Annotated in this window: 18 protein-coding genes and 1 pseudogene; 7 read left to right on the forward strand and 12 right to left on the reverse strand. The window is 68.2% G+C overall.

Annotated features, from left to right (window positions below; translation table 11 throughout):
• Nucleotides 1-29 precede the first annotated feature (29 nt).
• Both AC04MD_RS13525 and frmR read right to left on the reverse strand, forming a co-directional pair.
• Nucleotides 30-1139: an S-(hydroxymethyl)glutathione dehydrogenase/class III alcohol dehydrogenase gene (locus AC04MD_RS13525; protein WP_475497802.1), complete on the reverse strand. Its 1110-nt coding sequence runs from the start codon at nucleotides 1137-1139 to the stop codon at nucleotides 30-32.
• A 30-nt stretch (nucleotides 1140-1169) separates the two neighbouring features.
• Nucleotides 1170-1445: a formaldehyde-responsive transcriptional repressor FrmR gene (frmR, locus tag AC04MD_RS13530; RefSeq protein WP_475497803.1), complete on the reverse strand. Its 276-nt coding sequence runs from the start codon at nucleotides 1443-1445 to the stop codon at nucleotides 1170-1172.
• Between the two features lie 159 nt (nucleotides 1446-1604).
• Between frmR and AC04MD_RS13535 the strand changes: the two genes are divergently transcribed.
• The gene (locus AC04MD_RS13535; RefSeq protein ID WP_475497804.1) at nucleotides 1605-2858 is read left to right on the forward strand and encodes a hypothetical protein; all 1254 of its coding nucleotides are present in this window, start codon (nucleotides 1605-1607) and stop codon (nucleotides 2856-2858) included.
• A 271-nt stretch (nucleotides 2859-3129) separates the two neighbouring features.
• Here the strand turns inward: AC04MD_RS13535 and AC04MD_RS13540 are convergent, their stop codons facing one another.
• On the reverse strand, nucleotides 3130-3618 hold the full coding sequence (locus AC04MD_RS13540) for an ECF-type sigma factor (protein ID WP_475497805.1): 489 nt from the start codon (nucleotides 3616-3618) through the stop codon (nucleotides 3130-3132).
• A gap of 202 nt (nucleotides 3619-3820) precedes the next feature.
• Nucleotides 3821-5296: a glutamate--cysteine ligase gene (locus AC04MD_RS13545; protein WP_475497806.1), complete on the reverse strand. Its 1476-nt coding sequence runs from the start codon at nucleotides 5294-5296 to the stop codon at nucleotides 3821-3823.
• Between the two features lie 55 nt (nucleotides 5297-5351).
• On the opposite strand from AC04MD_RS13545, the pseudogene AC04MD_RS13550 reads away from it, so the two are divergent.
• Nucleotides 5352-6067, forward strand: a pseudogene (locus AC04MD_RS13550) (VIT1/CCC1 transporter family protein).
• 8 nt (nucleotides 6068-6075) lie between these two features.
• Here AC04MD_RS13550 and yihA read toward each other — a convergent pair.
• Complete coding sequence (yihA, locus tag AC04MD_RS13555) at nucleotides 6076-6678, reverse strand: ribosome biogenesis GTP-binding protein YihA/YsxC (protein WP_475497807.1); 603 nt, start codon at nucleotides 6676-6678, stop codon at nucleotides 6076-6078.
• A gap of 129 nt (nucleotides 6679-6807) precedes the next feature.
• Here yihA and AC04MD_RS13560 point away from each other — a divergent pair, with 129 nt between their 5' ends.
• The 4 genes from AC04MD_RS13560 to AC04MD_RS13575 all read left to right on the forward strand — a co-directional run bounded on the left by AC04MD_RS13560 (nucleotide 6808) and on the right by AC04MD_RS13575 (nucleotide 10088).
• Nucleotides 6808-7590: a c-type cytochrome gene (locus AC04MD_RS13560; RefSeq protein WP_475497808.1), complete on the forward strand. Its 783-nt coding sequence runs from the start codon at nucleotides 6808-6810 to the stop codon at nucleotides 7588-7590.
• Nucleotides 7591-7721: 131 nt separating this feature from the next.
• Complete coding sequence (locus AC04MD_RS13565; RefSeq protein WP_475497809.1) at nucleotides 7722-8372, forward strand: thiol:disulfide interchange protein DsbA/DsbL; 651 nt, start codon at nucleotides 7722-7724, stop codon at nucleotides 8370-8372.
• 98 nt (nucleotides 8373-8470) lie between these two features.
• Nucleotides 8471-9295, forward strand: coding sequence for a thiol:disulfide interchange protein DsbA/DsbL (locus AC04MD_RS13570; RefSeq protein ID WP_475497810.1), 825 nt, complete (start codon nucleotides 8471-8473; stop codon nucleotides 9293-9295).
• 22 nt (nucleotides 9296-9317) lie between these two features.
• On the forward strand, nucleotides 9318-10088 hold the full coding sequence (locus AC04MD_RS13575; RefSeq protein ID WP_475497811.1) for an endonuclease/exonuclease/phosphatase family protein: 771 nt from the start codon (nucleotides 9318-9320) through the stop codon (nucleotides 10086-10088).
• A 10-nt stretch (nucleotides 10089-10098) separates the two neighbouring features.
• Here AC04MD_RS13575 and AC04MD_RS13580 read toward each other — a convergent pair whose 3' ends face one another.
• The 7 genes from AC04MD_RS13580 to AC04MD_RS13610 all read right to left on the reverse strand — a co-directional run bounded on the left by AC04MD_RS13580 (nucleotide 10099) and on the right by AC04MD_RS13610 (nucleotide 20218).
• Nucleotides 10099-11448, reverse strand: a complete 1350-nt coding sequence (locus AC04MD_RS13580) for an EAL domain-containing protein (RefSeq protein ID WP_475497812.1) — start codon at nucleotides 11446-11448, stop codon at nucleotides 10099-10101.
• A 137-nt stretch (nucleotides 11449-11585) separates the two neighbouring features.
• Complete coding sequence (locus tag AC04MD_RS13585; protein ID WP_475497813.1) at nucleotides 11586-11927, reverse strand: DUF3325 domain-containing protein; 342 nt, start codon at nucleotides 11925-11927, stop codon at nucleotides 11586-11588.
• Nucleotides 11920-13590, reverse strand: a complete 1671-nt coding sequence (locus AC04MD_RS13590; RefSeq protein ID WP_475497814.1) for a PepSY-associated TM helix domain-containing protein — start codon at nucleotides 13588-13590, stop codon at nucleotides 11920-11922. The genes AC04MD_RS13585 and AC04MD_RS13590 overlap by 8 nt, the downstream gene beginning before the upstream one ends.
• A gap of 16 nt (nucleotides 13591-13606) precedes the next feature.
• Nucleotides 13607-13921, reverse strand: a complete 315-nt coding sequence (locus AC04MD_RS13595; protein ID WP_475497815.1) for an iron uptake protein — start codon at nucleotides 13919-13921, stop codon at nucleotides 13607-13609.
• 40 nt (nucleotides 13922-13961) lie between these two features.
• Nucleotides 13962-16136: a TonB-dependent siderophore receptor gene (locus AC04MD_RS13600; protein WP_475497816.1), complete on the reverse strand. Its 2175-nt coding sequence runs from the start codon at nucleotides 16134-16136 to the stop codon at nucleotides 13962-13964.
• A gap of 253 nt (nucleotides 16137-16389) precedes the next feature.
• On the reverse strand, nucleotides 16390-19230 hold the full coding sequence (locus AC04MD_RS13605) for a TonB-dependent receptor plug domain-containing protein (RefSeq protein ID WP_475497817.1): 2841 nt from the start codon (nucleotides 19228-19230) through the stop codon (nucleotides 16390-16392).
• A gap of 214 nt (nucleotides 19231-19444) precedes the next feature.
• Nucleotides 19445-20218 carry a sulfite exporter TauE/SafE family protein gene (locus AC04MD_RS13610; RefSeq protein WP_475497818.1) on the reverse strand — a complete coding sequence of 258 codons (774 nt, stop codon included), beginning with the start codon at nucleotides 20216-20218 and terminating at the stop codon, nucleotides 19445-19447.
• 87 nt (nucleotides 20219-20305) lie between these two features.
• Between AC04MD_RS13610 and AC04MD_RS13615 the strand changes: the two genes are divergently transcribed.
• Complete coding sequence (locus AC04MD_RS13615) at nucleotides 20306-22282, forward strand: transglycosylase SLT domain-containing protein (protein WP_475497819.1); 1977 nt, start codon at nucleotides 20306-20308, stop codon at nucleotides 22280-22282.

Genomic DNA, 22282 nt, shown 5'->3' on the forward strand with positions numbered 1-22282 from the left:
ACACCGTCTTCTGCAAGGACATCGTCATCTCAGTAGTGCACCACGCTGCGGATCGACTTGCCTTCATGCATCAGGTCGAACGCTTCGTTGATGCCGTCCAGCGGCATGGTGTGGGTCACGAACGGGGCGAGTTCGATATCGCCCTTCATCGCGTCCTCGACCATGCCCGGCAGCTGCGAGCGGCCCTTCACGCCGCCGAACGCGGTGCCCATCCACTTGCGGCCGGTCACCAGCTGGAACGGACGCGTGCCGATCTCCTGGCCCGCGCCGGCGACGCCGATGATCACGCTCTGGCCCCAGCCGCGGTGCGCGCATTCCAGCGCCGCGCGCATGACGTTGACGTTGCCGATGCATTCGAACGAATGGTCCACGCCCCAGCCGGTCATCTCGACGACGACCTGCTGGATCGGCTTGTCGAAGTCCTTCGGGTTGACGCAGTCGGTGGCGCCGAACTGACGGGCCATCTCGAACTTCGACGGATTGGTGTCGATGGCGATGATGCGGCCGGCCTTCGCCTGGCGTGCGCCCTGGATCACCGCCAGGCCGATGCCGCCGAGGCCGAACACGGCGACCGAATCGCCTTCCTGCACCTTGGCGGTGTTGTGCACGGCGCCGATGCCGGTGGTGACGCCGCAGCCGAGCAGGCAGACGTGCTCCGGGTTCGCGTCGGGATTGATCTTCGCCAGCGACACCTCGGCGACCACGGTGTACTCGCTGAAAGTCGAGCAGCCCATGTAGTGGTACAGCGGCTGGCCTTCGTAGGAGAAGCGCGAGGTGCCGTCCGGCATCACGCCCTTGCCCTGCGTGGCGCGCACCGACGTGCACAGGTTGGTCTTGCCGCTCTTGCAGAACAGGCACTCGCCGCACTCGGCGGTGTACAGCGGGATCACGTGGTCGCCCGGCTTCACGCTGGTCACGCCTTCGCCGACTTCGACCACGATGCCGGCGCCCTCATGGCCCAGCACGACGGGGAACAGGCCTTCCGGATCGTCGCCCGACAGCGTGAACGCGTCGGTGTGGCAGACGCCGGTGTGGGTGATCTTCACCAGCACCTCGCCGGCTTTCGGCGGCGCGACGTCGATCTCGACGATCTTCAGCGGTTCGCCTGCGGCGAAGGCGACGGCGGCACGGGATTTCATGAACGGCACTCCTGCTTGCTTGAGAGAGGACTACTTGAGGTAAGAGCGGACCAGCGCGACGGCGGCATCGATGCCGGCCTCGCGCTGTTCGGGAGTCGACGACGGATGCGCGAATTCCTCGCGCAGGTGGCTTTCCAGGATTTCCGACATCAACCCGTTGACGGCACCACGCACCGCCGCAAGCTGCTGCAGCACGGGCGCGCAGTCGGCGCCTTCTTCCAGCGCGCGCTCCAGCGCATCCAGCTGGCCGCGGATGCGCTTCACGCGCGTGAGCGCTTTCTTCTTGTCGGCGGGCGAATGCGGCACAAGGGGGATGTCGGATTCTGATAGTGGGGGGGAGTATAGGGCGATCCGCCTGTCGGGGCAAAACCGGACGGCGGCCGATGCGGCGTGCCGGGCGCGTGTTCCCCTGTGGATGCCGTCCTTCGCATACCACCCCATCCCCTTCACCAGGAGCTTCCCGCCATGCGCAGACCGCCGCTGACCCTCGCCCTCGCCCTCGCCATGCTCATCGCCCTGCCGGCGAGCAGCGCACCGCCCGTCGGGCCTGAAACGCAGGTCTGGATCGACGTCGCCACCCACTCCATGGCCGGCATGCCCGACATGGGCATGCTGGGCGGACTGGCCGGCAGGATGATGGGCGGCGAGAAGGGTCCGCAGGGCTACCCGCAGTCGCGCAACATTCCGGCCACGCAGGGCCACGTACTCGACATCGCCCTGCACAACCGCCTCAAGCCTGGCGTGCCCGCCGAGCAGGCGGTGCCCGCGGGACTGGGCGTGGGCAAGTCGCTGTCGCTGCTGCCGCCGCCTCCCGGCAAGAACGTGGAGGAGCCGAAAGAACACGAGATGCACGACATCGAAGTGACCATCCGCCAGTACTGGGGCTGCAGCGCCAGCGTGCGCCCGGGCCAGCCGAAGGTGATGACACTGAAGATCAGGAACGGGCAGTTCCAGCAGAACGGAGCGATCGCGTCCGGCCTGTTCGTTCCCGACCGGGACATCGACGTCAATCCCAGCTACGCACTGTGGCCCAACCTCAAGAACAACCGGCGCGTCGGCGAGCGCTCATCGATGGTGGGCCAGCACCGTATCACCGGCGACGGCGTGCCGGCGTCGCTGCAGTTCGAGCTGGGGCAGAACGCGGACTTCATGCCGAAGATCGCGCTGCAGACCCGCGGCGACCTGACCGACAGCATCGGCCTGAGCTGGCAACCGGTGGATCGCGCCAAGGCCTACTTCCTCAACGCGATCGCCATGCAGGACGAACGCAACTTCACCACGTGGAGCAGCGCCGAAGTGCCCGGCGCCGGCCACGAACTGGTCAACTACCTGACCGGCTCCTACATCGATCATTGGCTGAAGCAGAAGGTGCTGCTGCCGCCAGGCACGACCAGCTGCGCGATCCCGCAGGGCATCTTCAAGAACACCGCCAAGGGCGGCGAGCAGGGTGGCTTCGCCTCGCTCAACATGATCGCCTACGGCCCGGAGACCAACATCACCTGGCCGCCGAAGCCCACGGACCCGAAGCAGCCGTGGGATCCGGAATGGAACGTGCGCGTGCGCACCAAGGCCACCACGGTGGCGATGCTGGGCATGGATTTCGGCGACATGGGCGGCATGCCTGCCGACGAAGGCGATGGCGACGGCAAGCAGGATCCCGAGAAAAAGGAAGAAGGCGGCGCGAAGAAACTGCTGCGCGGCCTGATGCGGAACTTCTGATCCCCGTGGCGGGCAGGCCGCACGCCCGCCCGCACGGCCATGGATGACCTCTCGTGAAGCTCATCCTGCTCCTGCTGTTCGCCTGCTCCCTCCTGTCGCTCGCGTTGCCGGCCAGCGCCACCGATCCGTGTCCGCGGCTGCGCACGCAGCTCGCGTCGACCGACGTCGCCACGCGCACGTGCCAGCCACGCATCGCGTTCCGCGGGCGCGATCTCGACCGCCTCGCGGAACAGCGCCAATGCCTGCCGCCGGCGTTCGATGCCGTCGTCGCTCACTTGCCCAGCTCCGCCAGCAGGAACGCACGCGCGGTGCGCCAGTCGCGGCGCACGGTGCGATCGCTGACGACCAGCATCTGCGCGATCTCGGCTTCCTCGTAGCCGCCTAAGTAGCGCAACTCGACGATCTGCGCCGCGCGCGCGTCGGCCTGCTGCAGCGCGTTCAACAGCTCGTCCAGCGCCAGCACTTCGACCACCGCGCGTTCGCCGCCACCCAATCTCGCGGTCAGCGTCAGCGCGTGCGCGATGCGCGCGTGGTCGACCAGCACCTGCCGCATCGCGCGCGCCGACATCGCCAGCAGGTGCGCGCGGTCGTTGGCGGCCAGGCGTTCGCCCGTCGCCAGCTTCAGGTACGTCTCGTGCACCCGCACGGGGGTGTCGAGGTTGTCGTGGTGCCGGCGCAGCTGCAGGTGGGCGGCCCGCTTGAGCTCGTCGTAGCGACTGGCGAACACGGCATCGGCGGCGCGGACATCGCCCTCGCGCACGCTTCAGCAACTGGGTGACCGGAACCTGATCGATGCGTCGCTCGCCGAATCCGACACGCACCACGGCGGCGCTCCGCCCCGCCTCCCCCTGTCGCCGGAGTGCAGATCGCCTGCCGGTCCGGCCCATCACGGGAATGAACGCGAAGAGCCCGGCGGCGAGGACAGTGCCGGCCCGGCCCGGCGGCCACGCACCGATCTGGTGCTAGTAGGCGAACTCGCGGAACACGCGGTCGATGTCGCCGTTCCACTCGCCATGGAACAGGGCGAGCTTGCGTTCGGCCGGCGTTTCGTTCGCCTCGACGATCTCGACCAGCGCATCGAGGAAGCCGCTTTCGTCCACGCCCTTGCTGTTGAGGCGCGCACGCCGCTGCAGGCCACCGATGGCGATCTTCACCGCCTCGCGCGCGAGGTCGCGTACGGTGCCACCACGGAGCGGCAGCTTCAGCGCATGCTTCGGCACGCCATCGCGCAGGGCGTGGCGTTCCTGCAGCGAGAAGTCCTTGACCAGGTCCCAGGCCGCATCCAGCGCGGCATCGTCGTACAGCAGGCCCACCCAGAACGCGGGCAGCGCGCACAGGCGATTCCACGGGCCGCCATCGGCGCCGCGCATCTCCAGGAACTTCTTCATCCGCACTTCGGGGAAGGCGGTGGTCAGGTGGTCGGACCAGTCGCGCAGCGTCGGCAGCGCGCCGGGCAGCACGTCCAGCCTGCCCTGCATGAAGTCACGGAACGACTTGCCGCTGGCGTCGTGGTAGATGCCGTCGCGGTAGGAGAAGTACATCGGCACGTCGAGGATGTAGTCGACGTAACGCTCGTAGCCGAAGCCGTCCTCGAACACGAAATCGAGCATGCCGGTGCGGTCACCGTCGGTATCGGTCCAGATGTGCGAACGGTAGCTCTGGTAGCCGTTCGGCTTGCCCTCGGTGAACGGCGAATCGGCGAACAGCGCGGTGGCCACCGGTTGCAGTGCCAGCGACACGCGGAACTTCTTCACCATGTCCGCTTCGGTGGCGTAGTCGAGGTTGACCTGCACGGTGCAGGTGCGCGTCATCATGTCCAGGCCGAGCCGGCCGACCTTGGGCATGTACGCCTTCATGATCTGGTAGCGGCCCTTCGGCATCCACGGCATCTCGTCGCGACGCCACTTGGGCTGGAAGCCCATGCCGAGGAAGCCGAGCTGCAGTTCGTCGGCGACCTGCTTCACTTCCTTCAGGTGCGTACCGACCTCGACGCAGGTCTGGTGGATGGTCTCCACCGCCGCGCCGGACAGTTCCAGCTGGCCGGCCGGCTCCAGCGTGACCGAGGCGCCGTCCTTGGTCAGGGCGATGACGCGGCCTTTCTCGTCGACCGGCTCCCAGCCGAAACGCGTCAGTCCCTTCAACAGCGCCTCGATGCCACGGTCGCCGTCGAAGGTCGGCGGGCGCAGGTCGTCGAGGCGGAAGCCGAACTTCTCGTGCTCGGTGCCGATGCGCCAGTCCTGCGCGGGCTTCTCGCCGGATGCGATGTAGTCGACCAGTTGCGTGCGGTCGGTGATCAGCGTGTCGGCGACGTGGCTGGGGCTGGACAAGGGCGGGACTCGCAGAGGGAACGCGGCACCGACGGGTGGCGCCGCAAGGCCGGCACTATAACGTGACCACCCTCGCGCGTTCATCGCCACCGGAACGCCGCAGCATCCCATCCGTGGACGCGATGGGCGGATCGACGCCCGACCTCACCAGGCTTACGCTACGCGCATGACGCGCACAGCCCGCGACCCCGCACCACGCCATCGCGAACGCCATCGCACCGACCGCGTTGGCTGGCTGCGTGCTTCGTGCTGGGCGCCAACGACGGCATCGTCTCCGTCGCCGGCCTGGTGGTCGGTGTCGCCGCCAGCGGGGCCAGCGCGTCGACTGTCCTCGTGACCGGGGTAGCCGGGCTGGTCGCAGGCGCGATGTCGATGGCGGCCGGCGAATATGTGTCGGTGCAATCGCAGGCCGACGCCGAGGCCGCCGCGCTGGCCGTCGAAACCCGCGAACTGCGCGAGATGCCGGAAGGCGAGCTGGCGGAGCTGGCGCAGATCTATGTCAAGCGCGGGCTGGACCCGGTGCTGGCGCGGCAGGTCGCCGAGCAACTTACCGCGCACGACGCGCTGGCGTCGCACATGCGCGACGAACTCGGCATCACCGAGGCGTTGCGTGCACGTCCCGTCCAGGCGGCCCTGGCATCGGCAGCCGCCTTCACGGTCGGCGCGCTGCTGCCCATCGCGGCCACGCTGCTGGCGCCGCCGGATCGCGTCGCTCTGGTCACGACAGCGGCCACGCTGGCGGGCCTGCTGGTGTCAGGTGGATGGGCCGCCAGGGTGGGCGGTGCCCCTGTCCTTCGCGGCGCGTGGCGGGTCGGCTTCTGGGGTGCTATGGCGATGACGGCGTCGGCAGCCGTTGGTCGCCTGTTCCACGTCAGCGTCTGAGCGTCTGCTCAGGACAGCCCCAGCCAGTTGCCCACGACCAGGCGGGCTTCGTCCACGCCCTGCTTCGACTCGGCCGAGAAGGTCTGCACGCTGACGGTGTCGCCGAAGGACGAAAACAGGTCCTTCTTCACCGCCTGCAACGCCTGGGCCTGCTGACCGCGGCCCAGCTTGTCGGCCTTGGTCAGCAGCGCATGCGCCGGCAGACCGCGCTGGACGGCATAGCCCAGCATCTGGCGGTCGTAGTCCTTCAGCGGGTGGCGGATGTCCATCACCACCACCAGCCCCTTCAGCGCCTCGCGGGTTCGGAAGTAGCGGTCGATGAAGGCCTGCCAGTGGGCCTGCAGGTCCTGCGGCACCTTGGCATAGCCGTAGCCCGGCAGGTCGACCAGGTAGCGCTCCGTCTGGACCTGGAAGAACACCAACTGCTGGGTGCGACCGGGGGTCTTGGACACCCTCGCCAGACGGTTGTGGTTGACCAGCGCATTCAGAGCGCTGGACTTGCCGGCATTGGAGCGGCCGGCGAAGGCCACCTCGAATCCCCCATCCTCCGGCAACTGGCGCGGGGTGTGGGCGGAAAGCAGGTAACTGGCGGAATTCAGGGGGTTCGACATGCCACTAGGATCGCACGGGCGGGGCCGCCCGCCATGCTGAATTGACCGCAACCGGCCGCCGCGACGATAATTCGGCGGTTTCGCGGCCCCTGCGGGTGCCGCCTCAATCAAGGGTTTCGGAGCTTTAGCATGCGCCACGCTCGCGTTATGGGACTTGCCGGATTGGCCGTACTGGCCGTGGGCGCAGTCGCTTTTGCACAGACCACGGTCGTTCCCGTGCCGGACAACGCCCCGGTCGAGACCGCTCCGCTGGACGTCAACCTCGCCAAGACCACGTGGGGCGACGCCAAGGCCGGCCAGTCCAAGGCCGCCGCGTGTGCGGCCTGCCATGGTGCCGACGGCAACCCCAGCGACCCGCAGTACCCGCGCATCGCCGGCCAGAGCGAGCGCTATGTCGCCCAACAGCTGGCGCTGTTCGCCTCGGGCGAGCGCAACACCGGCATGGCGGCCGTGATGGCCCCGTTCGCCCAGACCCTCAGCGCGCAGGACATGCGCGACGTGGGCGCCTACTTCGCCACCCAGAAGTCCGGTGCCGGCCTGGCCGACGACAGCGTCGTCGCCGATGGTCCGTACAAGGACATGAAGTTCTACGAAGTGGGCCAGCAGCTGTACCGCAACGGCGACGCCAAGCGCGGCGTGCCGGCCTGCATGGCGTGCCACGGCCCGACCGGCGCCGGCAACCCGGGCCCGGCCTACCCGCACATCGGCGGCCAGATGCAGGACTACACCGTGCGCCGCCTGACCGAATACAAGGCCGGCACCACCACGCTGAAGGACGCCGCCCACTTCAACATCATGGCGCAGGTCGCCGGCCCGCTGACCGAGCAGGAGATCCAGGCGCTCGCCAGCTACCTGCAGGGCCTGCACGCCCGTGCCGACGACGCTGCGGTCGCCAAGGCCGGCGGCAAGTAACCCCGTGCTTCCGTCGCCTCGCGCGACCGGAAGTTCAAGCTCCTGTTCATCGCGCCGGCCCCACCATGGCCGGCGTTTCTTTTTTCCGCGATGCCCGGGCGCCGGGCGCCGCCCATAGAGGAAGAGTCCCGATGGTGTCGCGTCTGCTGCCCGTGCTGATCACCCTGCTGGCCCTGCTGCCGGCCGCCACGCTCGCCGCACCGCCGGCACCGGCCCCGCTGGTCGAAGGCGAGGACTACGTGGTGATCCCGGACGGCAAACCGTTTGCGCCGGCCAAGGGCAAGATCGAGGTGGCCGAAGTGTTCGGCTACACCTGCATCCACTGCGCTCACCTGGAACCCATCCTGGCCACGTGGAAGAAAACCCTGCCGCGCGACGTGCAGCTGACGCCCGTCCCGGCCGCGTTCGGCGGCTACTGGATCCCGTATGCGCGCGCCTTCTATGCCGCCAGGCAGCTGGGCGTGCAGGAGCGCACCCACCAGACCGTGTTCGACGCCCTCCATAAGGTCGGCTCCCTGCCCATCCAGAACGCGACGGCCGACGAGATCGCCGGCTTCTACGCCAGCCAGGGCGTGGACCGGGCGAAGTTCATGGCCGCCCTGCGTGGCCCCGAGGTCGATGCGCAGCTGGCGAAGGCGCGCGACTGGGTCGGCGCCGCCGGCGTGGAGGGCACGCCGACGATCATCGTCGCCGGCAAGTACCGCGTCATCGGCGGCCGCAACTACAGCGACATGCTGAAGATCGCCGACCGCCTGGTCGCCCGCGAGCGCACCCGCAAGTGACGATTGCGTCATGGCGACCGCTCCGGGCGCCATGCAGAATGTGTCTTGTCCCCGGCGCTGCCGGCACCCCTTTCTTCTGATCCGTTGGAGTTAGCGCGATGAAATCCCGCCACGTCCTGATGCTGTCCCTGCTGCTGCCCGTGCTGGCGGCCTGTGGTCCCAAGCCCTCCACCGACACCACGCCGACCCAGGAAGCCGCCGCCGCGCCGGCGGCCGATGCCAGCGCGACGCCCGCCACCGATGCCGCGGCGACGCCTGCCGATGCCGCCACGGCCGCGCCGGCGGAAGGTGCCGATGCCGCCGCCGCGCCGAACACCAATCCGGTGGTGCCGCCGCAGGGCCCGGCGCCGGTCGCGGGCACGGACTACGTCGTGATCCAGGGCGGCCAGCCGTACGCGCCGCTCAACGGCCAGGTCGAAGTGGTCGAAGTGTTCGGCTACGTCTGCCCGGCCTGTGCCCGCTTCGCGCCGGAAGTCTCCGCGTGGAAGAAGAAGCAGCCCGCCGATGTGCGCGTGACCTACGTGCCGGTCGTGTTCGGCCCGGTCTGGAAGCCCTACGCCCACGCGTTCTACGCGGCCCAAGCCAAGGGCGTGGCAGACAAGAGCCACGACGCGGTGTTCAGCGCCATCCACCTGCAGCGCACGCTGCCGGGCGAAGGTCAGCCGCCGACCGATGCCGCCACCATCGCCGCCTGGTACGCGCAGCAGTACGGTGTCAACGCGACGGAGTTCGTGTCGCTGATGAACAGCTTCGGCACCAACTCGCAGGTCGCCCGCGGCATGCAGTTCGCCAAGAACAGCGGCGTGGAAGCCACGCCGACGATCATCGTCAACGGCAAGTACCGCGTCACCGGCGGCCGGACCTACGCCGACGTGCTGCGCATCGCTGATCACCTGGTCGCGATGGAACGCGCGCAGCGCTGAGCCCTCGGAAGCCCCCACTTCCATGACTGCTTCCCCCGCCACGCGGCGGCTGCGGCTGCTCAGCGCCAACATCCAGGCCGGCTCCAGCACCCGCCGGTACAGCGACTATGTGACCCGCAGCTGGTCGCATGCGCTGCCGGCAGGCAACAAGCGCGGCAGCCTGGATGCGATCGCGCAGCTGGCCGGCGGGCACGACATCGTCGGCCTGCAGGAAGCCGATCCCGGCAGCCTGCGCTCGGGCTTCACCAACCAGACGCACTATCTGGCCGAGCGCGCCGGGTTCGACTACTGGACGCACCAGCCCAACCGCAACGTCGCCCGCGTCGCGGGCAGCGCCAACGGCCTGCTCAGCAAGCTGGAGCCGGTGGAAGTGAGCGACCACAGCCTGCCCGGCCGCATTGGCGGCCGCGGCGTGCTGGTGGCGCGTTTCGGCGATGGCGACGAAGGCCTGACCGTCGCCGTCGCCCATCTGTCGCTGGGCGCCAACTCGCGCCGCTCGCAGCTGGCCTTCATCGGCGAGCTGCTGTCGGACCATCCGCACGCGGTGCTGATGGGCGACTTCAACTGCGTACCGGACACGCCGGAAATGGAACTGCTCTACAAGCGCACCCGCCTGCGTCCGCCGGCGTTCTGCGTACCCACGTTCCCCAGCTGGCGCCCGCAGCGCGCGATCGACCACATCCTGCTCAGCGAAGGCCTGCGCGGCGACAATGCCCGCGCCATGCCCGCCGCCAACTCGGATCACCTGGCGCTGGCGATGGACATCGACGTGCCGGACGGCGCGCTGCGCTGAAGCCCGCGCTTCACGGTGCCGACAGCAGGCGCTGATTGAACGTACCCACGTCCATCGGGCGTCCGAACAGATAGCCCTGGAACAGGCAGGACCCCTGCTCGCGCAGCAGAGCGAACTGGTCGTCCTGCTCGACACCCTCGGCGATCACGTCGATACCCAGTTCGCGCCCCATCTGCAGCAGGTTGCGGGAGATCGTGGCGGCGTGCGGGTCGCGCACGATTTCGCGGGTGAACGCACGGTCGATCTTCATTTCGGCGAACGGCAGTTCCCGCAGGTACGACAGTGAGGAGTAGCCCGCGCCGAAGTCGTCGAGCGACAGCCGCACGCCCATCGCGTGCAGCGCGCGCATCTTGCCGACGGCATCGTTCATGTCCTGCACCAGCACGCTTTCGGTGAGTTCCAGTGTCAGCCGCTCGGCATCCACGCCGCTGCGCCGGATCGCGTCGTCCACCTGCTGCACGAAGTCCGGCTGCTGCAACTGCAATCCGCTGATGTTCACCGACAGCCGAAGGTGGCGGAGCGCGGGCTCTGCCTGCCATGCGGAGAGCTGTCGGCACGCCTCCTGCAGCACCCAGTGCCCCAGCGGCAGGATGAAGCCGGTGTCTTCGGCGGCCTGCATGAAGTCGGCCGGCCCGACCAGCCCGCGCCGCTCGTCCTGCCAGCGCAACAGCGCTTCGGCGCCGACGACCCGGCCCTGCACATCGACCTGCGGCTGGTACAGCAGCAGGAAGCGGCGTTGCGACAGCGCATCGCGCAAGGCCCGATGCAGCGCACGATGTTCGGCGATGTCGGTTTCGGCCAGGCGAAGCACGATCAGCAGGCTCGCCACGACGGTCGCCAGATTCACCCAGATGCCGGTCCGCCGCACGTCGTCGGCGATCGCGAACGCATGCGGCGCGCGCACCGGCGTTGCCGCGAAAACCGCGAACACCAGCAGCAGTGCGACCACCAGTCCGTAGCGCAGCCACGGCGTCTCGTCGCGGAACACATGGTGCGCGCAGAGCGCCAGCACCAGCAGGAACAGATGGCTGGTCCGCGGAACCGCGTCCGTCGATACATCGAGGAACGCCGAGAAGAAGCAGAGCAGCGCGGCCAGACCCACGAAGGCCACCCACGACGCGGCGCGTGGACGGCGCAGGCGCGCCATCACGATGACGCCGAGGCCCAGCACCGCCATCGCCAGTTCCACCAGGGCCACGGCCCAGGCACCACGCCACGCGAAGAACGCACCCCAACCCAGTCCCAGCGACATCATGATCAGGCCGGTCGCCAACAGCAGATAGAAGGCACGTCGCCGACGGCGGCGCGCCATCATCCCCGGCCATCCCGTGACCTGCGCGTTGTCGACTGGCGCGTCCATCCCCAGAGCGTCCTCCCGCTTGCCCGCATCGTACTCCTGCGGTGACGGAAGTCACGGCGAGGACCATCGCAGGCGGACCAGGCCTTCCCGCAGGCGCCCGTGCATGGCGGACGGTGAACCCCGACCCCGACCCCGTGTCAGCGCCCGGCGGCGCGCCTGCGTATCCAGGGCGCCAGCAAGCGCAGCCAATGCGGTCGCCAGGCGAGCGTCATCGCAACACCGACCGCAGCGGCGGTCAGGCCCATCACCCAGACCAGGCTGGCCATGGTGGCGTGGTCGACAGCGAGGCAGAGCACCAGCGACACCGCCATCGCGATCGCGCCCGCGAGCTTCAGCGCACGACACGCAGAGGCGGACAGCGGCACGGCCCATACCTGATGCGCGTGGACGGGCATCGACAGGGCCAGCCATCCCATGCCGGCCACGCTGGCCAGCAGCGCCGCCAGCAACAGGAGCGCGGCGGATGCATGCTCATGCATGGGTCGTCTCCACGTCCGCGATCCGCGAAGCCGAGGCCGCGACGGCACGACGCGTCAGCGTACGCGCCGTCACCGCAGCGATCGTGCCGCCCGCCAGCAACGTCAGGTCCACGCCTGCGACAGGCCAGTAGCCCGCACCGAGCGTGCGCAGCAGATGGTCGCCGGTGGTGATCCAGTTCAACAGCACGGCGCTCAGGGCCATCACCGCGATCATGCCGCACTGCTCGCGCCACGCCGGATTGGAAAGCCCGCGGGCGACGGGCGCGCTGCGCCACGCGGCGTGCAGCAACGCCAGCGACCACATGCCCCAGAATGCATAGCGTTCCCAGTCGCCGCGCGCCGGCAGGTCCTCCGGCAGCAACCGGTTGGCGATCAGGATGCCCAGCGCCGCCAGCACCATGCCGGTCACCGTGGTCACCGCCAGCGCATCGACCACACGCGCACCCTGCTGGCCCTGCCGCGCGTGCTGGCGCTTGCGCTTCTCGACGAAGAACAGGAAGCCGGTCGCAATGCACACCGCGCCGAGCAGTCCGCCCAGCACGTACATCCAGCGCAGCAGCCAGTGGCGGAAATGCTGCAGATGCAGGCCGGTGAGGAATTCGGCGATGCGGCCCGCCGCGCTCGGCGGTGGATCCTCGCGGATAAGTTCGCCCGTGGACGCCTTGTAGTGGATGCCATCGCCAACCAGCGCGATGCGGTCGGTGCCGGCGCGGTACACGCTGACGTAGCCGTTCGCATCGCCGACATGCTGCAGCACCAGGAAGCCGACATCGCCGGCCTTGTCCTGCGCCTGCCAGCGCCGCTGGGCATCCGCGACCATCGCATCTACGTTGGCCAGGCCGGCGGGTACGCCCGCGCGCTGGTGCGGCAGGCCGGTCTCGCGCGCCTCCACTTCCGCGTGCAGGTCGTGCAGGTCGTGCAGCTGCGTGTGGCCGACCGGGAAGTAGTACGTCGCCGCGAAGATCAGCAGGCCGGTGAAGGCGAAGAAGAAGTGGAACGGCAACGCCACCACGCCGGTCAGGTTGTGCAGGTCCAGCACGCTGCGTAGGCCGCCCTTGCCCGGCCGGAAGGTGAAGAACTCACGGAAGATCTTGCGATGCATCACCACGCCGGTGACCAGCGCCACCAGCATCATCAGCGCGGAAAATCCGACGATCCAGATGCCCAGGTTCTTCCAGTCCAGCGTCAGCCCGTAGTGCATCGGATAGAAGAAGCCGCTGCCGACCTTCAGGCGGTCGTTCGGCAAGGGCGTGCCGTCGCGCGGATCGATGGTGGCATCGGCCCAGATGGCCTCTTCCGGATCCTTCGCGTTCGGCACCTCGTAGCCGGCGAACAGCTGCAGCACCGGATCACGGTGGGTGGTGTACGCACTCCAGCTGACCACAGTATCGAAGCGCTCGGGCATCGGCCCGTTCACGCGCGGGCGCATCGCATCCACGGTGGCCGGCAGCGGCTGCATGCGCTCGAACGCCGGCCGCAGGATCTGCTCGTACGACGGCATCGGCTGCGGCTCGAAACGCGTGGACGGAATCGCCCAGCGGTCGATCTCGCGGTCGAACACCGACAGCGCGCCGAAGAAGAAGGCGGCCATCAGCACGAACCCGAGCACCAGCCCGAACCAGGTATGCAGCCAGGCCATCGCCTGGCGGAAGCTCTGCATCATGATGACGTCCTCGGCCTCAGACCAGCCGCGACTGCACGAACGACGCGACCGCCGCCAACACCGCGCCACCGCCCACGAGCACCGTGCATACCACCCACAACCGGCGCGCCGCGAACGTCCACAGGAACACCGCCAGGAACGCCAGCACGCCGAACAGGCTGGCGAGGAATTCCGCATCGTGGAAGTCCATGCCGGCGGCGTACATCAGGCTGGCGCCGGCGGCGACGATGCCCCAGGCGAAGCCATAGCCGCCGAAGATGGCGGCAACAATGCGGGCCGCCACGTGCGGGCGTGGCGAACGGGGAGCGACGGGATGCGGGATCGTGGACATGGTGGCGGCGGCTACCGGGAGAGCACGTGGCGGGGCGGCATCAGAACCGGTATTCCAGGCTCAGCGACCAATGGCGCGGCGCGCCGTAGTAGCCGATCTGGTACAGCGTATTGATGTACTTCTCGTCGGTCAGGTTGCCGACGTTGGCGCGCAGCGTCGCGTTCTCCACGAAATCCCATGCGGCGAACGCGTTCACCACCGCATAACTGCCCTGCCGCACGGTCTGGCCGCTGTAGCTCTCGGTGTTGGAGATGGCGCTCTGCCAGCGGCCGCCGATGCCGAACGACACGGCCTTGTACGACGGCAGGCGCGCGCTGAGCATCAGATTGGCGGTGCGGCGCGGCACCCAGTTGTAGGTCAGCGTACCTTCCTCGCCCTCCATCTTCAGGTGCGTGTAGCCCAACACCAGGTCGGTGTAGTCGTTGAGCCGGCCGGTGGCTTCGAACTCCCAGCCCTTCGACTCGACGTCCCTGGGCACGTAATAGTTCATCAGCGTGTCAGCGCTGTAACCGGCGAACGTCGCCAGCCCTTCCTGCTCGGCGGTAAAGTAGGCCAGCGTGGTCAGCAGGCGCTTGTCGAACCACTCGGCCTTGACGCCCACTTCGTAGTTCACGCCCTTGGACGGCGCCAGGTAGAAGCCGTCGAAGTCGCGCTGGTCCTGCGGCTGGTAGATGTCCGAGTAGCTGACGTAGGCCAGCAGGTCGTCGCTGACGTCGTAGGTCAGGCCGGCGTACGGGCTGGTGTTGCTCTCGGTTTCATCGAACGGATCGACGCCGTTGGCGCCGTCGCGGTGGTACTCGGCGTAGTTGACGCCCAGCACCGCCTTGAAGTCTTCCGTCAGCGACAGGCGGGTGGCGCCGAACGCGCGGCGCAAGCGCTGGTTGAAGAAGCTCGACCGTTCGCGGGCACCCCAGGTGGGTTCCGGTACGGCGTCGCCCGCGTACGGGAAACCGGGAAGCGCACCGAACGCCGGCGAATCCGAGGGCGCCGGATTGATCCAGTATTCCTGCTCGCTCTCGGCCTGGCTGAGGCCGAACATCGCCTCGTGCTCGCGACCGAACAGCTGGAAGCGGCCGTTGACGCTAAGGTCCACCAGGTCCGAGGTCAGCTCGTCCCGTCCCTTGTAGGCCCAGCCCAGCAGACCCGTGCCGGTGACCGGATCGAGACCCGTGAGGGAGTACGCGAAGAACAGCTCGTCGTCGTTCTCGCCCTTGCGCCGGTTGTAGGTCGCCTTCAGTCGCCAGTCGTCGCCTAGCTGGTGCGTGTATTCGACGAAGGCGGCCTGCGTGTTGGTATCCCAATAGGTCCAGTCCACCGTGGTCGACGCACCCACGTCCCACGACGGCTGGGTGCCGTCGGTGTTCACGAACGGCAGCGCGCCCCACATGTTGCCGGTGGTGTCGGCCTGCTGCCACGAGTAGCCGAACGTCAGCGTGCCGTTCTCGCCCACCTGGCCATCGATCACCGCGTAACCGAAGGTGCGCTCGTTCTCCAGGTCGCGCAGGTAGGAGTCGCCCTCCTCCCGCGCGAACACCACGCGACCGGCCCAGGTACCGTTGTCGGTGAACGGCGTGGAGTAGTCGAACTCCACGCGGCGCTCGCCCCAGGAACCGACCTTCACGCCCACCGAGCCTTCGGCGTCGTTGGTCGGGCGCTTGCGCACGTAGTTGATGGTGCCGGCCGAGTTGCCGACGCCGGTCAGCAGGCCGTTCGCGCCGCGGATGACTTCCAGCTTCTCGTAACCGAAGGCGTCCATCGCGCCGGTGGCGATGCCCCAGTCGTTGGGCATGCCGACGCCGTCGATCTGCGCGCTCTTGATCTCGAAGCCGCGCGCCAGGTAGTTGGTACGGTTGGTTTCCCACTCCTCCACCTGGATACCGGTGGCCAAGCGCAACGCGTCGTTGAGGCTGTCGGCACCGAACTGCTGCATCTGCTCGCCGCTGACCACGCTGATCGACTGCGGGGTCTCCTTGATGGCCAGGTCCAGGTTGGTCGCGCCGTTGCTGACGCGGTTTGCGCGCTGGCCGACCACCAGTACCTTGTCCAGGTCGGTGGCATCGTTCCCGCCGCCCGCCGGCGCGCTGTCCTGCGGCGCCGCCAGCGCCATGCCGGACAGGCAGGCGAGTGCCAGGCCGATGGCCGACGTCAGCGCACGGGGCGCCACGCGGTGCGTGGGAGAAACGGTGAGCGGAATGGACGGACGCAGACGACGCATGAAGTGACCTGGGGGAACGTGGGAGAGGAATCGGCGCGCACCCGATCGCGGAAGGAGGGCGGCCGGACGGCGGGGCTGTCGCCAGATCGCTATTAAATGCGAATGATTCTTGTTTTTCAAGCCGCAGGGCATTGCGCACCCGCGACCGATCGTTGCGCCCTCGCTCCGCGGCACGGCGCCAGGCGCCGATGCTGGACCCGGACACAAAGAAGCCGGCTCGCGCCGGCTTCCTCGTCGACTCCTGCGTTGCGGATCAGAACCGCAGGTTCGCCCGCACGTAGAAGAAGCGGCCGCCGGGTATGTCGTAGGTCGACGCCTCGTAGCCGTTCAGCGAGCACGAGGTGCAGACCGGCGGATCTTCGTCGAACAGGTTATTGACGCCGCCGGTCAGCTGCAGGCCCTTGAACCACTCGAACTCGTAGCCCAGCTGCAGGTCGTGATACGTCGTTGCGGCCAGCGTATTGGTCGTGGCCGTGGAGCAGAACGCGGCCGGATCAGCGGCCAGGCAGGCCTCTTCCATCTCGGACAGGTGACGGACGCTCCACGCGGCATTCCAGTTGCCGAGCGTCCAGTCGAGCGTGGCGGTCGAGGTCCATTCGGGGATGGCGGTGTCGTTCACCACGATGCCGGGCCCCTGCGGCTGCGCCTGGCCGCCGGCACCACGCGCCTCGTAGCGGGTGACGAAGGTGTTCTGCCAGCCCAGCTTGAAGCGGCCGAGGTTCGATTCCGGCAGGGTCCAGAACACGTCCGCGTCCCAGCCGTCGGTCTTGATCGAGCCCAGGTTGATCAGGAAGTTGGCGAAGGTATCGATCTCGCCCGACGCCAGACGATTGATGCCGGTGCAGTACTGCGGATCCTGCGTGGTCGCGCACAGGTCGAGCTGGGTCTGCGCGTCGATGGCCTGGATGGCGCCTTCGAGGTTGTGGCGGTAGTAGGTGACCTCGATGTCGAACTTGTCCGACCACGCCGCGTTCTCGGCGAACGAGGGGCTGAACACCAGCCCCGCACTGAAGCTGCGCGCGGTCTCGGGCTGCAGCGCGGGGTTGCCGCCGGTCAGTACGGGAATCTGCGGATCGTTCTGTCGCGCACCAGCCGGTACGCCCGGGCAGGAGACGGGCGCGAGCGAGCCGGCAGGAGCGCTCGGCGGTACCAGGCAGGGATCGACCAGCAAGGCATCGAAGCGGCTCTGCGAGCCGTAAAGCTCGCCGATCGACGGCGCGCGGAAGCCCTCTGCATAGGTCGCGCGCAGCAGCAGGTCTTCGGCGACCTGCCAGCGCAGGCCGTATTTGGGCGTGAACTCACCGCCGAAGGTGGAATAGTCCGAGTAGCGACCCGCCAGGCTGAGGTCGAACTTGCCCGGCCCATCCTGCTGCGCGTACAGCGGCACGTTCAATTCGAGATAGGCCTCGTTGACGTCGTACTCGCCGGACGTCGGCAGCGACGGCACGCCGTTGTACTCGCCGGCGACCGTCTGCGGATCCGGGTTGTAGCTGCCTTCGTACTTGCGGTACTCGTAGCCGGCGGCGAATTCGATGTCGCCGGCCCACGCCTCGAACAACGCACCGCTCAGGTTGGCGGTGACCTGGGTCAGCTTCTGCTCGCTGCGGTCGCGGAACAGCGGGCTGATGTAGGCCAGCATCGCCGGCGTGATGGTGTCGAAGCCGAAGATGTCCAGCGGTGTGCAGCCCGCTGTCGTCGCGCACACGGCGGGGTCGCCCAGCGCGATGGCGATGTTGCGCGCGTTGTAGCTGCCGCGGTTGGTCTGGTCGGCCTCGTTCTTGCTGAAGGCCGCGTTGACGTCCCAGAAGAACTGGCGCTCGCCGCCGAACGATCCTTCCAGGCCGGCCGCGACGTACTGCGTGTCGACCTCCTGCTCGAAGATGCGCGGACCGCCCTCGATCGGACGACGGCGGATCGTGCCGATGTTGCCGCCGGGACCGCCCGTCAATGCGAAGCCGAACGGGTTGAACGGATGGTTGGCCGGGATCGTCAGGTCGGCGGTATAGCTGGTGCCCGCGCCCGGCCCGAGATCGATGGGCTCAGGCGCGGCCTGGTTGGTCGATTCGCGGCGGTTGTACAGCGCCTTGGCGTAGAAGTTCAGCTGTTCGGTGATCGAGAAGCGGTATTGCGCGAACGCGCCCATGCGCTTGGACGGCGTCATCAGCAGGTTGTAGGGCGCGTAGTTGAACGCGTCACGCCCGAAGTCGAAGCACTGGAAGCCATCGGTGCGCGCGACACCCGAATCGCAGTCCGGCAGGTTCGGCGTGTAGACCGGATTGGTCTGTCCCGGCTTCACCGACAGGTCGTAACTGTTGCCATTCGGATCGGTGAACGCGTAGCGGCCACCGAGGATGCGCGAGCTGCCGCCCTGGATCGGAATGGACGAGATAGAACGGTCGGCAGAGCTCACTTCCTTCTGCTCGGTGTAACTCAGGCTGAGGAACAGGTTGCTGCGTTCGTTGTCGAAGCCCCAGGCGACGTCCGCGCCGGTGACTTCGCCATCGCCCTTGTCGAACTGGCCGTAGTTCAGCGTGACCTGGCCACCGTCGAAGTTGCGGCGCGTGATGATGTTGACCACGCCGGCGATCGCATCGGAGCCGTACAGCGAGGAAGCACCGTCTTCCAGCACCTCGATGCGCTCGACCAGCGCGAGCGGAATGGTGTTGAGGTCGACCGCCGCACTGACGCCCGACGCGGACGACTCGTTGACCCAGCGCATGCCGTCGACCAGCACCAGCACGCGCTTCGGCCCGAGGTTGCGCAGGTCGACCTGGGCAGAACCCGCACCGACGCCGTCGCCGTTCGGCGAGAAGCCGAAGTTGCCCGACGAGTTGAACTTGGTGTTGAGCGCCGAACCGGAACCGGTCAGCTCCTGCAGAATGTCGCCGATCGAGGTGAGGCCGGTGCGCTCGATCTCCTCGCGCGACAGCGTCTGGACCGGCACGCGCCCTTCCATCTCGGCGCGCTTGATGCGGCTGCCGGTCACGGTGAGCGTGTCGAGCGTGGTGGCCTCCTGCGCCACCGCGGTCGCGGGCAGGGTGAGGAGCACGGCAAGTCGAATGGCCGAAGCCAGGGTACGGCGGCGCGCGTTCATGATTCTCTCTCTCCGAAAGGGTGTGCGGCCGCACGGCTGTCGCCTAAAGCGGCTCGTCCCTCGTTGTAAAGAATCGGTAAAACGCCGACAACGGAAACAAGTCACCATTCTGAAAATGGTAACGGCGATTATCTGCGAGTAAATGCAATTACCGCGAGTTTCTACACGTGCTCGTCACGAGGATTAACAACTAAACGGGTGTAGCGCGCCGTACTCAGCCACTGGCGATGATGGCGATGCCCATGACCACCATGAACACGGCGAACACGCGCTTCAACGCCTTGCCGCCGATCCGGTGCGCGAGCTTGGTGCCGTACGGCGCGGCGATCACGGAGGCGATCGCGACGCCGATCGCGGCGGGCAGGTAGATGTAACCGACCGCGTGCGACGGCAACGCGCCTGCCGGCGCGTGCAGCGCATAGCCGAACGCACTGGCGAGACCGATGGCGACGCCGCAGGCACTCGAGGTACCGACGGCGCGCACGGGTTGCACGCCCCGGGCCACCAGCAGCGGCACGGTCATGCTGCCGCCGCCGATGCCGACGACGGCGGATACCGCCCCGATCACCGAGCCCGCCACGCTCATCACGGGCCCGCGTGGCGCGGGCACGCCGCGACCTTCCGGATGCGCGTTGCCCCCGAACACCATCTGCGCGCCGGCGATGAAGCAGTAGCCCGCGACGATCCAGCGCAGCACGTCGTCGTCGAGGTAGACCGCCAGGCCACTGCCGAGCCAGCCACCCAGCAACAGGCCCGGCACCATCCACGTCACCGTCGGCCACAACACGCTGCCGCGACGATGGTGCGAGTATGCGGAAGACGTCGCCGTCAGCACGATGCTCGCCAGCGAACTCGCGAGTGCCGCGTGCATCGCGGCCTCTTTCGGAATGCCGTGCAGCGGCAGGATCCACGCCAGCGCGGCGACCAGTACCAGGCCACCGCCGATACCCAGCAGGCCGGCGAGAATGCCGGCCAACACACCAAGCACCGGAAAAATCCACACACTTTCCAATCAGCACCTCATCGTCATGGCTCGTCTACAGAGAGGTTCAGGCGGCTTGGGTATAGTCCCCGCATGATCCGCATTCCCCCCGTCATCGTACTCGCAGCCTTCGCGAGCCTGTGTGCCGCACCGGTCCTGCACGCCCAGTCGCTCGACGCGCAACGCCCCGCGATGCGCGATGCGCTTGCGGCGGCGGAGGCAGGCCGCTTCGACGCCGCCGCTTCCTCATCCCTGGCCCGCCACCCGCTGTACGGCTGGGTCGAGTTCGCCGCGCTGCGTCGCGACCCCGATACGATATCGACCGCACAGGCGCAGGCCTTCCTCGCGCGGTACGACGGCCAGGCCGTCGCCGGACAGTTCCGCAGCCTGTGGCTCGCGGCACTCGCGCGACGCCAGGACTGGCCGACCTTCCTCGCCGCGTGGAAGCCGACCGACAGCGTTGCCCTGCAGTGCGCGCACCTGCAGGCGCGCCAGGCCACGGGCCGTACCGATGCGGCATGGACGGAGCAGGCGCAAGCCCTCTGGCGAAAGGGCGCCAAGTCGCTGCCCGATGGGTGCGACCGAGTGTTCGAGGTGCTCGCCAGCCAGGGCGGACTGACGCCGGCCGTGCGCTGGGAACGCATCGAGGCCGCCGCGGCAGAGCGCCAGACCGGGGTCATGCGCAGTGCCGCGCGCGGGCTGCCGGCCGACGAAGCCGCCATCGCCAACGACTACGCCGCCTTCATCGATGCGGTCCATCCGCGCGCAATGAACTGGCCGAAGACCGAACGCAGCCGCCGGATGGCGGCGTACGGACTGGCCAGGCTCGCGCAGAACGATCCCGATGCCGCCGAGCGCGCGCTGCCGCGGTACGCGGACGCACTGGGCATGGGCGAGCGCGAGCGTGGTCAGGTGCTGTACCAGATCGCACTGTGGACCGTGGCGTCGTACGGGCCCGATTCCGCACGCCGGCTGGGCAACGTGCCGGCGTCCGCCTACGACGAGCGCCTGCACGAGTGGCGCGTACGCGAGGCGCTGTCGCGCGGCGACTGGCCGGCGGCGCTCGCGGCATTGCGGAAGATGCCGACCGCGCAACGCAACGACTCGCGCTGGCGCTACTTCGAAGCGCGCATGAGCGAGAAGACCGGTGATGCCGCCGGCGCTCAGCGCCTGTTCCGCGAGACGGCGTCCAGCCCCACCTTCCATGGCTTCCTCGCCGCCGACCGGCTCGAACAGCCGTACGCCCTGTGCGCATGGATCCCCAATGATCCCGCCACGGCAAAGCAGGCCATCGCACGCGATCCCGCGATCGTGCGCGCGATGGAGCTGTGGCAGCTCGAGCGTCCGGGCTGGGCCACCGCCGAATGGACTGACGCGTTGTCGCGCTTCGACGATACCCAGCGCCGCATCGCGGTGGAGGTGGCACAGGACAACGGCTGGTTCGACCGCGCGGTGTTCTCGCTGGGCAGCGCGCGCGGCGAGAGCCGGCCCGACGAGCAGCGCCTGTACCGGCTGCGTTTCCCGCTGCATCACGGCGACACCATCAAGCGCGAAGCGGCGAAGCACGACATCGATCCCGCCTGGGTCGCCGCCGAGATCCGTGCCGAGAGCATCTTCAATCCGAAGGCGCGCTCGGGCGCCAATGCGATGGGGCTGATGCAGGTGTTGCCGTCCACCGGCGCGGGTGTCGCCAGGCGGCTCGGCATTCCGTATGCCGGTGCGGCGAGCCTGTACGACTCCGACACCAACATCGCCATCGGCACGGCCTACCTGCGCGAGATGGAGGACAAATACGGCGTGCCCTATGTCGCCATCGCCGCCTACAACGCCGGTCCGGCGCCGACGGCGCGCTGGCAGTCGCAGCGCCCCGGCTTCGATCCGGACGTCTGGATCGAGACGATCAGCTACAAGGAAACGCGCGAGTACGTGGCGCGCGTGCTGGCCTTCAGCGTGATCTACGACTGGCGCCTCAACGGTACGGCACTGCCGGTCAGCGATCGCCTGATGGGTCGCGTGCAGGCCAAGCGCAAGGCCTTCACCTGCCCGACCGCGCAGATGCCGAAGAGCTGA

The sequence above is a fragment of the Pseudoxanthomonas sp. LjRoot206 genome (assembly GCF_056175725.1).

What these genes read in the sequence shown, in the direction of transcription:
- AC04MD_RS13525 (WP_475497802.1), bottom strand. Translation starts at nt 1,139, where the DNA reads ATGAAATCCCGTGCCGCCGTCGCCTTCGCCGCAGGCGAACCGCTGAAG.
- AC04MD_RS13535 (WP_475497804.1), top strand. Translation starts at nt 1,605, where the DNA reads ATGCGCAGACCGCCGCTGACCCTCGCCCTCGCCCTCGCCATGCTCATC.
- AC04MD_RS13545 (WP_475497806.1), bottom strand. Translation starts at nt 5,296, where the DNA reads ATGGGATGCTGCGGCGTTCCGGTGGCGATGAACGCGCGAGGGTGGTCA.
- yihA (WP_475497807.1), bottom strand. Translation starts at nt 6,678, where the DNA reads ATGTCGAACCCCCTGAATTCCGCCAGTTACCTGCTTTCCGCCCACACC.
- AC04MD_RS13560 (WP_475497808.1), top strand. Translation starts at nt 6,808, where the DNA reads ATGCGCCACGCTCGCGTTATGGGACTTGCCGGATTGGCCGTACTGGCC.
- AC04MD_RS13565 (WP_475497809.1), top strand. Translation starts at nt 7,722, where the DNA reads ATGGTGTCGCGTCTGCTGCCCGTGCTGATCACCCTGCTGGCCCTGCTG.
- AC04MD_RS13570 (WP_475497810.1), top strand. Translation starts at nt 8,471, where the DNA reads ATGAAATCCCGCCACGTCCTGATGCTGTCCCTGCTGCTGCCCGTGCTG.
- AC04MD_RS13575 (WP_475497811.1), top strand. Translation starts at nt 9,318, where the DNA reads ATGACTGCTTCCCCCGCCACGCGGCGGCTGCGGCTGCTCAGCGCCAAC.
- AC04MD_RS13580 (WP_475497812.1), bottom strand. Translation starts at nt 11,448, where the DNA reads ATGGACGCGCCAGTCGACAACGCGCAGGTCACGGGATGGCCGGGGATG.
- AC04MD_RS13585 (WP_475497813.1), bottom strand. Translation starts at nt 11,927, where the DNA reads ATGCATGAGCATGCATCCGCCGCGCTCCTGTTGCTGGCGGCGCTGCTG.
- AC04MD_RS13590 (WP_475497814.1), bottom strand. Translation starts at nt 13,590, where the DNA reads ATGATGCAGAGCTTCCGCCAGGCGATGGCCTGGCTGCATACCTGGTTC.
- AC04MD_RS13595 (WP_475497815.1), bottom strand. Translation starts at nt 13,921, where the DNA reads ATGTCCACGATCCCGCATCCCGTCGCTCCCCGTTCGCCACGCCCGCAC.
- AC04MD_RS13600 (WP_475497816.1), bottom strand. Translation starts at nt 16,136, where the DNA reads ATGCGTCGTCTGCGTCCGTCCATTCCGCTCACCGTTTCTCCCACGCAC.
- AC04MD_RS13605 (WP_475497817.1), bottom strand. Translation starts at nt 19,230, where the DNA reads ATGAACGCGCGCCGCCGTACCCTGGCTTCGGCCATTCGACTTGCCGTG.
- AC04MD_RS13615 (WP_475497819.1), top strand. Translation starts at nt 20,306, where the DNA reads ATGATCCGCATTCCCCCCGTCATCGTACTCGCAGCCTTCGCGAGCCTG.